The sequence below is a fragment of the Acidovorax sp. GW821-FHT09A11 genome, assembly GCF_059418365.1.
The window spans coordinates 238,769-251,146 of record NZ_JBWKPS010000004.1; the positions used below are offsets into that span (position 1 = coordinate 238,769).

The window sequence follows — 12,378 nt, forward strand, 5'->3', positions numbered from 1 at the left end:
GCACCAAGCGGTTGCGCCTCAGGGGGGCAATTTATGCAGGCAGGAACCCCTCCACCGACAGATAACGCTCGCCCGTGTCGTAGTTGAAGCCCAGCACCTTGGCGCCCGCGGGCAGCTCGGGCAGCTTCTGCGCAATGGCGGCGAGCGTGGCGCCCGACGAAATGCCCACCAGGATGCCTTCTTCACGCGCGCAGCGGCGTGCGTATTCGCGGGCGGGTTCGGCATCGACCTGGATCACGCCGTCGAGCAGGCTGGTGTCGAGGTTCTTGGGGATGAACCCCGCGCCAATGCCCTGGATGGGGTGGGGCGCCGGCGCGCCGCCCGAGATCACCGGCGATGCCGTGGGCTCCACCGCGAACACCTTGAGGTTCGCAAACCTGGCCTTGAGCACCCGCGCCACGCCCGTGATGTGGCCGCCCGTGCCCACGCCCGTGATCAGCACGTCGATGCCGTCGGGGAAGTCCGCCAGGATCTCCTGCGCGGTGGTGCGCACATGCACGTCGATGTTGGCGGGGTTCTCGAACTGCTGGGGAATCCACGAGCCCGGCGTCTGCGCCTGCAGCTCCTGTGCGCGGGCGATCGCGCCCTTCATGCCCTTTTCGCGCGGGGTCAGGTCGAACTGCGCGCCGTAGGCCAGCATCAGGCGGCGGCGCTCGATGCTCATGCTGTCGGGCATCACCAGGATGAGCTTGTAGCCCTTGACGGCCGCCACCAGCGCCAGGCCGATGCCGGTGTTGCCCGAGGTGGGCTCGATGATCGTGCCGCCGGGCTGCAGGGCGCCGGACTTCTCGGCGTCTTCCACCATCGACAGCGCGATGCGGTCCTTGATGGAGCCGCCGGGGTTGCTGCGCTCGGACTTCACCCACACGTTGGCCGCCGGGCCAAACAGGCGGTTGATGCGCACGTGGGGCGTGTGGCCGATGGTTTGCAGAATGTTGTCAACTTTCATGGCGTCTCCTGTGAGGTGCAAAGAGGGGTGTGACGCGCATTCTGAACCACTTGTTCTGCTGTCTGGGTGATATGGATATGCCGGGGCCTGTGGGTTGCGGGCCGGCCGGCAGGGGTTGTCCCCGGCCCCGGCCGCGCGGCGGGCCCGGGGGGCGGGCTACGCCGGTGTGATCTCGACCCGCATGGCCCCGTCCACCGGCGTGGTCTGCACCCGCACCGGCAGGCCCAGCGCGATGGTCTGCGCATTGGTGGCCGTGTGCTGCGTCACCTCGGTGCAGGTGTAGCGCGCGGCTTGCCCGCTGCGCCACACCGCCAGGGCCAGCGGCAGCATCCACTGGTCCGCCAGGTGCGGGCCCAGGGCGCCCGTGCTGCGCTGGTAGGCGCGCACCTCGTCCACCAGCCGCTTGGCGACCTGCTCGGCCGACAGGCTGCGCGCGCCCAGCTGGCAGAACACCTCGGTGACGTGCTCGTACTCCAGCGTGGCGATCAGCGCATTGCCCGGCCCCTCGTTCTGGCGCGTGGGCGGCTGGCGCAACTGGCCTGCTTCAAAGGTCCAGCCCATCCGCTGGCCCAGGGTCTCCAGCTCCCGGTAGGGAATGTTGCGGGCCAGGCCGGGCGCCAGCGCATCGGCCCACCCGGTCTTCAGCGTGCCGCGCTCCAGCACGTCCACCGGGGCCAGGGTCTGGACTGGGGGCGTGATGTGCGCCAGCACCTCGCCGCCCCCGGCGGGGTAGAAGCCCCGCCGCTGCAGCTGCAGATCCAGCCCCACCCCCAGCCGCCGCACCAGCGGCGCAAACGCCCGTTCCAGAAAGTCAAACGGCGGCGCCATCGGGTTGTGCGTGCCGCCCGACAGCTGCACACGGCTCTCGCCGTCGGCCAGCATCAGCGCGGGCAAGACCGTTTGCAGCACCAGCAGGCAGCTGCCCGCCGTGGCGATCTGAAAGCGGTAGTCGCCAGAACGCACCGCGCCCGGCGTGAACCGCAGCGTCTGGGAGCCCAGCTCCGCCCCCTCGGCCTGCCCGCCGCACACGGCTGTGGCCGCCTGCACGCAGGCCAGGTGCTGTCGCATCAGTCCCGGCTTGGGCCGCCCGGCGCGGATGCGCGTGATGTGCAGCGGCCGGCCGGTGGCCATGGAAAGGGCCAGGCCGGTGCGCAGGATCTGGCCGCCGCCTTCGCCGGTGGAGCCGTCGAGGGTGAGGGGGGACAATGTCAACTCCGTCATGGCGATGCCTGCGCCGCACCCACGGCGCGGGTGTGTGGCTCCACCGGGTGGGCTGGGCGCGGCATTTTCTTGTGGTTCTGTTGTTTGCATAAAAATGGCCGTGGCGCTCATTGGATAAGCGCGAGCAGCTATCAAAAGTATAGTATTCGCCGCAACCCTTCGCCACTGTGCGGCCCGGGGGCTACCCCTTCACGCACACCACCTGCTTGAGCGTGTACACCACCTCCACCAGGTCCTGCTGCGCCGCCATCACCGCGTCGATGTTCTTGTACGCCATTGGAATCTCGTCGATCACGTCGGCATCCTTGCGGCATTCCACGCCCTCGGTCGCAGCAATCTGGTCTGCCACGGTGTACATCTTCTTGGCCTTGGTGCGGCTCATCGTTCGGCCCGCGCCGTGGCTGCAGCTGCTGAAGCTCTCGGGGTTGCCTTTTCCGCGCACGATGAAGCTCTTGGCCCCCATGCTCCCCGGGATGATCCCCAGCTTGCCTTGCTCGGCACTCACCGCGCCCTTGCGGGTCACGAACACGTCCTGCCCGAAGTGCGTTTCGCGCTGCACGTAGTTGTGGTGGCAGTTCACGGCTTCCACATGCGTCTCGAACGGCTTGGTGATCACCTGTCGCAGCGCGACGATCACGCGGCCCATCATCACTTCGCGGTTGGCGGCGGCGAACTTCTGCGCCCACCCCACGGCCTTCACGTAGTCACCGAAGTACCGCGCGCCTTCCTCGAAGTACGCCAGGTCCTTGTCGGGCAGGTTGCGCTGGTTCATCTCGGCGTCCTTCTTGGCCAGCTCGATGAAGTGGGTGCCGATGGCGTTCCCCACCCCACGCGAGCCCGAGTGCAGCATCACCCACACGGACTGGTGTTCGTCCAGGCAGATCTCGATGAAGTGGTTACCGGTACCCAGCGTTCCCAGGTGCTTGTAGTTGTTCGTGTTCTTGATGCGCGGGTGTGCTTCGCAGATCTCGTCGAACTCGTCCACCAGTCCGGACCAGGCGCGGTCGGTCTCGGTCGGCGGGGTATCCCAGCTTCCCTTGTCGCGGCCGAAGCGCTTGGGGGTCATCCCCACCGGCACGGCGCGTTCGATGGCGGCGCGCACGCCAGAGAGGTTGTCGGGCAGGTCGCTGGCGGTCAGCGTGGTCTTGCACGCCATCATTCCGCACCCCAGGTCCACCCCCACCGCGGCGGGAATGATGGCCTTGAGCGTGGGCACCACCGAGCCGATGGTGGCACCGATCCCCAGGTGCACGTCGGGCATCACCGCCACGTGCTTGAACACGATGGGCAGGCGCGCGATGTTGCGCAGCTGGTTCCGGGCTTCTTCTTCCACGGGCACGCCGTTCGTCCACATCTTCACGGGCACGCCGTTCGGCACTTCGTATTGTTCGTAGTTGTTGTTGGTCATATTGTTCTTTCGCATTTTGTTGTTCATTGCACCATTCCGCGCGCGGCGGCCTGGGCATAGTTCTTCAGTTCGTCGTCGTTCTTCACCTGGCGGATGAAGGCGTCCATGTGCGCCTGCAGTTCCTTGGGCCGCTTCAGGCGCACGCCCTCGTGGCCGATCCCGTGCAATGCGGACTCCTGTGCGGCCCTGAACGGCATCGCCAGCATCTCGCAGAACACCTGCCACATCGCGTCGCGCCATTCAGGGATGTCCTTGGCGTTCCAGAACGTGGGCCACACGTCAAACCACATGTAGCTCACGAAGTAGAGGCGGTCGCTTCGGCTCCCGATGGGGCTCGGCCCGGTGTCCAGGCGCGGGCCGAGGCAGTCGCGCCACAAGGTGGGCAGGGCCCGCATCATGCGCATCGCGTCGGCCAAGGGCACCGAGGGGTCGTTCGCCATGTGCGGGATGTCGCCCGCGTTGTTGCTCATCACATGGTTCAGGCCCATGCCCACCTGCTCGTCGCTGTAGGGCGCCAGGTCGGTGCCCGCGTTGGCGAACAGCACGGTCTGGATGTGTGTCCATTGCAGTGGCGTGGCGTCGAACTCCGGCTCGTCGATCAGCCAATACCACTCCTGCCCGCTCTTGTCGGGCACGGGGCGGTCGAAGAGGTAGCGCAAGGCCGCGCTGTACACCGCCGGGTCCAGGCCGACGGATGCGCAGGTGGCGGATGCGGTGTCCCGCTGCAGGCGCTTTTCTCTCGCTGTCAGTTTCTTGTTTTTCATGGCAGTTCCTGCTTTTCCATTTTTTCCATTTTTCTCAGCGCATCTTCACGAGGCCGTTTAGCACCTGGTCGAGGCCTCCGAACACCGAGATCTTGTCGATGCGCTCGGCCACGCGCTCCAGCGTCTCCAGTTCTTTCATGCGCAGGGCGACGGGGTTGTCCTCCATCACCTTCGCCGTGTTGAGCAGCGAGCGCGTGGCAGCCGTTTCCTCGCGGCGGCGGATCACGTTGGCCTCGGCCTGCTTCTGGGCCTGCACCACCTGGGTCAGGATGGCCTTCATCTCGCCGGGCAGCACGATGTCCTTCACGCCCACGCTCTCCAGCTGCATGCCGAAGGGCTGCAATTTGGCGGCCATGTGCGCGGTCACCACGTCGTCGATCACCGTCTTGCTCTCCAGCAGCTCATCGAGCGTGCGGGTGCCCACGGCGGCGCGCAGCGCAAACTGCAGCTCGCGGTACAGGTAGTCGGCGGGCTTTTGCAGCTGGGCGAAGGCGCGCAGCACATCGGTGGTGCGAAAGGTGGCAGACAGGTTCAGCCGCAGGCCCACCTTGTCGCGGGTCATGATGTCCTGGCCCGAGACCTCCACGGCCTGCAGGCGCAGGTCCACCAGCTCCACGGCGATGGTGCGGCCGTACTTCCAGAACGCGTAGGCGCCTGCAGGCAGCAGCCGATCCACTTTGCCGTCGATGGAGAGCAGCGCGCACTGGCCCTCGGGCACCTGCACCTGCAGCACGCCAGTCAATCCGGTCACGCTGCGCTGGCGCAGTTGTGTGTGCGTCAGGCGCGCCACCAGGGCGGCGGGCAGCTCGGGGCCTGCCTCCAGGTCGATCACCTGGACACTCACTTCCACCAGGCCTTTCCAATAAAGGCGGCGGGTGCCGGGCGGCAGCACCTCGACCAGCACGCCGTTCTCGCTGCGCAGGCCCACTTGCTGTTCCGACAGGTTCACTTGCACAAACTCTGCCGCCACCACGGCGGGTTCCTGCGCCATCAGGTAGTCGGCCAGGCCGTGGGTGAAGGCGGGTTGTTCGAGAGCGAAGGTCTCTACACGCAGCTGGTCCATGCCCGCAAACAGCCAGTAGGTGCCGCTTTGGAGCACGCGGTCAAAGCTGCCGTTGCGCAGCAGCAGTGCGCGTTCGTTCTTCTTCACGGTGGTGCGTTGGATCAACTTCATCATTTTTCTTCTCCTCGTTCTTTCGTTGTCGTTACTTCTTCGTTGTTGTCATGGCAATCAGGGTGCCGTTACAGCGATGGCGGGGTGTCAGCGGGCGCAGCCAGGGCCCTGCAGTGCGCCGTGGCTGCTGCCCTGCAAGCAGGGCGGCAGCGTGGCTGGCTGCGGGCGCGGGCTGTGCCGGGTGCTGGCACAAACCGCCACCGGCTGACGGGGCCTTGCCTTGCGGTTGCGTCCAAAAACGCCACCTTGGGGCAAATCCCCGCGTTCGGCGGGTGGTCTTTCGACCGGTACTTCCAAGTGCTGGCCTTGCGGCCATGGGCAGGAATCGAACCTGCGACAACCCCTTTCGGGGGGCTCTACCAGACTGAGCTACCAGTGGTGGCAAGCCGGGAGTCGAACCCGGCACGTCCTCTTGCGAGGCGTCACCCGACCTTGCCGTTACCCAGCGTTTGCGGCGTGCGGCATGCGGGGAATCGACAAGAGCCCTGAGGCTCCGGATTCCCTGCACCGGCGGGGCGAACGTGTGTCCTAACCCCGGCCTGTGAGCGGTCACCGCTTGCGCTGGATGTCTTCTTTATTGCCAGATGCGTGCCAGCCTGTGGCTTGTGGTTCGATTTCTTTCAAGTCGTTGATTTGTAAGGGGAAATTTCTTCGATTGTTTTTTGGTCTATTCGAGGTGCATGAAGTAACTAGAATGAAAGCTAGTTGAATAGATAAATGGAATGCGCAAAAACAAAGTCGTCATCGGTTTCCTGGGCACCCAGCTCGACGCCGGCAGGGGCGCGGGGCGGTGGGAAAAGTGGCGCCCCACGGTGTCGCTGGTGCAGCATGAGGACGTGGTGATCGAGCGGCTGGAGCTGCTCTACACGCCGCCCCATCAGGACCTGGCGCAGCAGGTGCGCGCCGACATGGCCATCGCCTCGCCCGAGACCACGGTGAATCTGGCGCCCCTGCCCATTGCCGACCCGTGGGACTTTGGCGAGGTGTATGCCAGGCTGTTTGACTGGGCGCAGGCCTACCGCTTCGACACCGGGCGCGAGGAGTACTGGACGCACATCACCACCGGCACCCACGTGGCGCAGATCTGCCTGTTCCTGCTGGTGGAATCGCGCCGCATTCCAGGCGTGCTGGCGCAGACCTCGCCGCCCAAACGCCAGCAGATGGGCGATCCGGGCAGCTACACGCTGATCGACCTGGACCTGTCGCGCTACGACGGGATCGCCCAGCGCTTCGGCGCCGAGCAGCAGGACGCGGTGCAGTTCCTCAAGAGCGGCATCGCCACGCGCAACGCGCGCTTCAACGCGCTGATCGACGAGGTGGAGCGCGTGGCGGTGCGCTCGCGTGCGCCCATCCTGTTCACCGGGCCCACGGGCGCGGGCAAGTCGCACCTGGCGCGGCGCATGTTCGAGCTGAAGAAGTCGCGCCACCAGGTGGAGGGCGAGTTCGTGGAAGTGAACTGCGCCACGCTGCATGGCGACGGCGCGGCGTCCACGCTGTTCGGCCACAAGAAAGGCGCCTTCACCGGTGCGGCGGCCGACCGCGCGGGCCTGCTGCGCACGGCGCACAAGGGCGTGCTGTTCCTCGACGAGATCGGCGAACTGGGCCTCGATGAGCAGGCCATGCTGCTCAAGGCGGTGGAGGAAAAGCGCTTCTACCCCCTGGGCAGCGACCGCGAGGTGGCCAGCGACTTCGAGCTCATCGCGGGTACCAACCGCGACCTGCGCACCGAGGTGACGGCAGGGCGTTTTCGCGAAGACCTGTATGCGCGCATCAACCTCTGGAGCTATGTGCTGCCGGGCCTGGCGCGGCGGCCCGAGGACATCGAGCCCAACGTGGACCACCAGCTGGCCCGCGCAGGCGCCGAGCTGGGCCGCGGCGTGCGCTTTTCCAACGAGGCGCGCGCGGCCTACCTGCGCTATGCCCAGTCGCCCGAGGCGCTGTGGACGGGCAACTTCCGCGACCTCTCGGCCAGCGTCACGCGCCTGGCCACGCTGGCCGACAGCGGCCGCATCGGCCTGCCCCTGGTCGAGGCCGAGATCGCGCGCCTGCGCTGGCTGTGGCAGCCCGCCAGCGATGCGCGCAGCGGTCTGGCGTCCATGCCCGGCGCGGTGGGCCGCGGCGATCTGGCGGACCTGCTGGGCGAGGAAGCGGTGCACGCCCTGGACCTGTTCGACCAGCTGCAACTGGCGGCCGTGCTGCAGGTGTGCCGCCAGGCCCGCACCCTGTCGGACGCGGGGCGCCAGCTGTTCCAGGCCTCGCGCACGCAGCGCACGGTGGTCAACGATGCGGACCGGCTGCGCAAGTACCTGGCGCGTTTTGGCCTCGACTGGGATCGCGCGAGTGCCTCTGGGCAGTAATCCTAGAAACGGCAGTTGACCGCTTGGTTTCCTTCAACTTGCCATCTGAAGTCAGGTATGTGCTGCTTCGATGGCGTTCACTGGTTGGATGGGCACGCTATACACCCGCCAGCACCGCGCTCGGCGTGCCATGCGGCGTTGCTCCTCCTTGCAGGCAAGAGCCTGCAGCGTCGTCTCGCCTTGCCTGACGCACCGATCACGGCACTGACGGGCGCATTCAACTGCCGTTTCTAGGATAATCCACCCCGTGAAGCGCGCCAGACCGCCGCTGGTGCAATCTGGGAAACCAGGCACTGGAGGAACGTCCGGACTGCACAGGACAGCGTAGCAGCTAACGGCTGCCCACCGTGAGGTGAGGATCAGAGCAACAGAGACGAGTCCGGGTGGAAACTACCTGCCACGGAGTGTTCTGTGAGGCGCCAGCGCAAGCTGGCGAGAGGACAGCGAGAGCTGTCCGAACCCGGCGCAAGCCGGGTCCGAACAGCCACCCCGAGCGGGCAAGCCCGCTCGGGGTGAAACGGGCAATCTCTACGCGCAGCAATACCAAGTAGGCCAGCGTTGATGTGGTTCCGCAGAGCTGGCGGGTAGGTAGCACCGAGCCGTGGTGGCGACACCCGGCCCAGATTAATGGCGGTCACACTGCGGGCAACCGTGGTGCACAGAATCCGGCTTATCGGCGCGCTTCACACTTTATTTCCCCCAGCCTCAGCCTGATGTAGGCGCTGATGTGCCGGTCGTGCCCGGCGCGGAGCACGCCACGGCGCGCTCAGCCTTTCGCGCAGTGGGGCGCATGCCCCTTCTCCAGCTCCGTGGCCCGCTCCACGGTGTCGGGGTGGCTGCTGAGCAGCGACCAGACCGGGTGCGACGCCATGTCTTCCGCCATCTTGCGCTTGCGCGAGCGCTCCGGGCTGCTGGCGCCGGGTTCGGCCGCTGTGGCGGTGGCCGCCTGGTCCTGGCCTGCTTTCTCCTTCTTCTTGTTGTCTTCTTCCTCTTCTGCTTCATCCTTCGCGATGGCCAGCAGCAGCTGGCCCATGGGCGCCGTGGGCAGGGCTGCCTGGCCCATCACCGCGATGGCGTAGCAGTCGGCTTCGCGCTCGTGGCTGCGGCTGTAGGCCAGCCCCGTGAGCACCGAGGCACCGGTGGAGACAATGCCGGACACATCGCCCAGCGCCAGCCCCAGGCCCATGCTGAGCACGCCCTGCTGCACCACCATGCGCGTGGTGTGCCGCTGCACCACATGGCCGATTTCGTGCGCCAGCACGCCCACCAGCGCGTTGTCGTCCAGTCCCTTGTCGGCGGCGGCCTTCACGATGCCGTCGGTCATCACCACCTTGCCGCCCGGCAGCGCAAAGGCGTTGGCGCCCATGCCCGAGCGGAATTCCAGGCTCAGGGGAGGCTGGTAGCCGGGGTAGCGCCGCAGGCCGGGGGGTGTGTGCTGCACCAGGGCGTCAAAGCGCGCCTTGAGCTGCTCCTGCCGCTCCCTGGGGAGCTTGCTGGGCTTGAGCGTGCCGCTGTCCATCTGGCGCAGCACGTTCTCGGCCACGCTGGTTTCCCAGGACAGGGGCACAAAGCGCGTGAGCTGCGTGGCGGCCCAGGGGGTGCCGTAGCGGTAGAACAGCGTGAGGCCGATGGCCGCCACCGCCACCACGCCCAGCAGCACGGGCCAGCGGGTCTGCATGCGCTGGGCCAGGCCCGGGCGTTCGCCAGCGGCGGCCAGGGCGGCGCGCCAGTCGTTCACGGCATCGATCTCCAGGCTGCCGTGGTCCCGCAGGTCTACGACCACGCGGGGCTGGGGCTTGCGCTCGTTCCAGGCCTCCGGCCAGCCCACATCCTTGCAGGCGAACACGGCCGGCGCGGCGCCTGGCTGCGAGAGCGGGTGCAGCACCAGCGACGGGCCCCGCGGCGTGGGGCGCAGGCCCACCATCACGGGGCGGGCTTTGCTGCTCTGGCCGTCGAACCAGCGGCCAGGCACGAGGGATGCAGCGTGAAGGGGGTCGTTCATGTCAGTCATCCATCACGTTGTAGGTGGCCCGGGGCCGGTGAAACTGGCGGCGGCACGGGCGAGCGGCCGCCCTGGCGGACGCACCGGGGCGCGAAGCGCCTCAGGGGGATGCCCTCTACCCGCTATCCAATCAGGTCCAGGCCCGCCGCATCGGCCAGCGCATCGCCCAGGCCGCCTTGCTGCTGGCGCACCATGGCGCCCGCCACCTGTTCCACGCCGCCCTTGACATGCAGGGTGACGGAGTCGCATTTCATGCGGTATTCGCTCACCCGCGCAAACGGACGGTACAGCCCCAGCGTGAGCAGGGTGAGCAGCATGTTCTTGATGCGCAGCCCCACGTAGCGCCCGCTCTTCAGGTGGCACTTGAACCGTGCCACGTGGCTCACGCCGGTGTTGTTCCACATCAGCTGGAACATGCGCGCCTCGCGGTACGCGCGGGCGGGGGCCGAGGCCAGGATCAGCATGAAGATGCCCGCCACGATCGACACGATGATCACCACGAACAGCCACAGGCCCATGCGGTCGCTCTGGCTGGCCACCAGCGCGATGGAGCTGCCCGCCAGGATGCCGATCAGCGCCGAGATGCCGACCACGCACAGGATGAACACGGCCACCGTGGCCAGCCACACCTTCACGAAATCCATGTACACCGGCTTCCAGCGGCCTTTTTCTGCGCCCACCTGGGCCTTGAGCACCAGCAGGCTCTTGTAGTTGTATTCGAGGCGGATGAAGCACAGCACCGTCAGCACCAGGCCCAGCAGCAGCAGGGCGCCCATGGCGGGGGTGAAGGCGGGCAGGGACCGCTTGGTGGTTTCTTCCTCGGCGGCCTGGAGCGCCTCGGCCAGTCCGGGCGACAGCACCTGCATGCCGAAGAACACGCCGAACCACACCAGCGCCAGCGCGAACATGGGCCAGCTGGCGATGTAGACCTCTTTCCAGCTGGCGGTGAACTGCAGGCGCAGGCCGCGCCAGCGCGTGGCCCCGAGCCGAAAGCGCATGGCGCTGCCCCAGATCAGGGGCGAGAGCACGGCGCCGGTCAGCAGGAACACGCCCACGGCCGCGTCCTGTCCGGTATTGGCGGCGATGTTGTAGGCCAGCGTGAGCAGCACCAGCAGCACGAAGCCCATCACCATCTTGCGCTGCTGCGCGGTGAATTCGAGGGGGCTGCCCGCCACCAGCGTGTGGCTGTAGAAGTACTGCGCGGTGCGGCGCCGGGCCCAGGGGGTGTAGATGCCCAGCGTGACGATGGACAGCAGCACGTTGACGATCCACACCCGGAAATACTCGCCGCCGCTGCCGGTGAATTCGAGCGGATGCGCGTCGATGTTCTGCGGCATGAACGTGGACATCGGCCCGGCGGCGCCGTCTCTGTCTGATGGAACTTGGCTCATGGACTCCCTCCTGTTTGTGGCGCAGTGTAGCAGCGGTCTGTGGAAAAAAAATCAAGCCAGATGGGCCTCTGGCGCCTTTCCATCAAGCGCTGATAGCTATGTTTTTGGTAGCAACCGTTCTGGCGATGGTTCGGCCCGCCCCGCCCGCCGCCGGCAACTGGCGCACCTCTGCCAGCGCACCCGTGGAGCTGGCTTTGCCAGGCCCCGGGTGCGTCCCCCTCAGGGGGATGGCGCCAAAGGCGACTCAGGGGGAGTCAGAACTTCTCCCAGGGCTGCAGATAGCGCCACTGCCCCTCGGGCACCTTGGCCAGCGGCACGCGGCCGATGCGGATGCGCTTCAAGGCGACCACGGCCAGGCCCACGGCGTCGCACATGGCCGGGATCTGGCCGGGGCGGATGCCCTTGAGCGCAAAGCGCAGTTTCGTCTCGCTTTGCCAGCTCACCTTGATGGGCGGCAGCGGGCGGCCGTTGAACGACAGGCCGTGGCACAGGCGCTGCAGCCCGTTCGGTGCGATATCGCCCTTCACCTCGACGATGCATTCCTGCTCCAGCGACTCGATGTCTTCCGCCAGCTTGCGCGCGATGCGCTTGTCCTGGGTGTAGACCACCAGGCCGCTGGCCTCGGTGGGCAGCGGCGTGAAGCATTCGAGCTGCTTGAAATGGCGCAGCAGCACGCGGATGCCCGAGGCGTCCTCGGCCAGGTGGGATGCAGCGCCCAGCAGCGTGCTGGCGGCCGTGGCGCCCTGGCTGCGGCTGGCGTGCGCCGCTGGCCCGGCGGGCAGGCCCAGGCCGGCTTCAAACCCCACCGGCTTGTGCAGCAGCAAGGTCACCGGGGTCAGCTCCAGCAGGCTGGCGTCCTTGGCCACCGCCACGGCCTGGCCGGGGCGCACGCGCGCGCCCGGGGCTTCCACCACCTGGCCGTCCACGCTCACAAAGCCGCCTTCGATGAATTGCTCGGCCGTGCTGCGCGAGCAGTTCAGTTGCTCGGCCACGCGTTTGGCCAGGCGGATGTGGGTGGGGTCAGGGTTTTTGTCATTCATGGGTGGGGGCGGCTTTCTTTGTTGGATGGATTGTGTGGGCACGCCTCTTGTTGTTCGTGGCGCGTGCAGCGG

Annotated in this window: 9 protein-coding genes and 1 other RNA gene; 2 read left to right on the forward strand and 8 right to left on the reverse strand. The window is 67.1% G+C overall.

Annotation, left to right across the window (positions count from 1 at the left end):
• Nucleotides 1–31: 31 nt before the first annotated feature.
• The 5 genes from cysK to AC07PV_RS12245 form a co-directional block, all read right to left on the reverse strand.
• Nucleotides 32–949, reverse strand: a complete 918-nt coding sequence (gene cysK, locus AC07PV_RS12225; protein ID WP_369641408.1) for a cysteine synthase A — start codon at nt 947–949, stop codon at nt 32–34.
• Nucleotides 950–1,105: 156 nt separating this feature from the next.
• Nucleotides 1,106–2,170: an RNA 3'-terminal phosphate cyclase gene (gene rtcA / locus AC07PV_RS12230; protein WP_369641409.1), complete on the reverse strand. Its 1,065-nt coding sequence runs from the start codon at nt 2,168–2,170 to the stop codon at nt 1,106–1,108.
• Nucleotides 2,171–2,351: 181 nt separating this feature from the next.
• On the reverse strand, nt 2,352–3,593 hold the full coding sequence (locus tag AC07PV_RS12235; RefSeq protein ID WP_494630367.1) for an RtcB family protein: 1,242 nt from the start codon (nt 3,591–3,593) through the stop codon (nt 2,352–2,354).
• 8 nt (nt 3,594–3,601) lie between these two features.
• Entirely contained in the window at nt 3,602–4,342 is a 741-nt protein-coding gene (locus AC07PV_RS12240) for a hypothetical protein (protein ID WP_492244342.1), read from the reverse strand.
• A 34-nt stretch (nt 4,343–4,376) separates the two neighbouring features.
• Nucleotides 4,377–5,516: a slipin family protein gene (locus AC07PV_RS12245; RefSeq protein WP_494630550.1), complete on the reverse strand. Its 1,140-nt coding sequence runs from the start codon at nt 5,514–5,516 to the stop codon at nt 4,377–4,379.
• Between the two features lie 722 nt (nt 5,517–6,238).
• On the opposite strand from AC07PV_RS12245, the gene rtcR reads away from it, so the two are divergent.
• Nucleotides 6,239–7,873 carry an RNA repair transcriptional activator RtcR gene (gene rtcR / locus AC07PV_RS12250; RefSeq protein ID WP_492254625.1) on the forward strand — a complete coding sequence of 545 codons (1,635 nt, stop codon included), beginning with the start codon at nt 6,239–6,241 and terminating at the stop codon, nt 7,871–7,873.
• Nucleotides 7,874–8,122: 249 nt separating this feature from the next.
• An RNA gene (gene rnpB, locus AC07PV_RS12255) (RNase P RNA component class A) lies at nt 8,123–8,562 on the forward strand.
• A gap of 77 nt (nt 8,563–8,639) precedes the next feature.
• On the opposite strand, the gene AC07PV_RS12260 is transcribed toward rnpB, so the two are convergent.
• The 3 genes from AC07PV_RS12260 to AC07PV_RS12270 all read right to left on the reverse strand — a co-directional run bounded on the left by AC07PV_RS12260 (nt 8,640) and on the right by AC07PV_RS12270 (nt 12,306).
• Nucleotides 8,640–9,875 carry a M48 family metallopeptidase gene (locus AC07PV_RS12260; protein ID WP_494630369.1) on the reverse strand — a complete coding sequence of 412 codons (1,236 nt, stop codon included), beginning with the start codon at nt 9,873–9,875 and terminating at the stop codon, nt 8,640–8,642.
• Between the two features lie 122 nt (nt 9,876–9,997).
• The gene (locus AC07PV_RS12265; RefSeq protein WP_494630370.1) at nt 9,998–11,266 is read right to left on the reverse strand and encodes a YjgN family protein; all 1,269 of its coding nucleotides are present in this window, start codon (nt 11,264–11,266) and stop codon (nt 9,998–10,000) included.
• A 254-nt stretch (nt 11,267–11,520) separates the two neighbouring features.
• Nucleotides 11,521–12,306 (reverse strand): rRNA pseudouridine synthase, encoded by a 786-nt coding sequence (locus AC07PV_RS12270; protein ID WP_369641414.1) that lies wholly within the window; start codon nt 12,304–12,306, stop codon nt 11,521–11,523.
• Between the last annotated feature and the right edge of the window lie 72 nt (nt 12,307–12,378).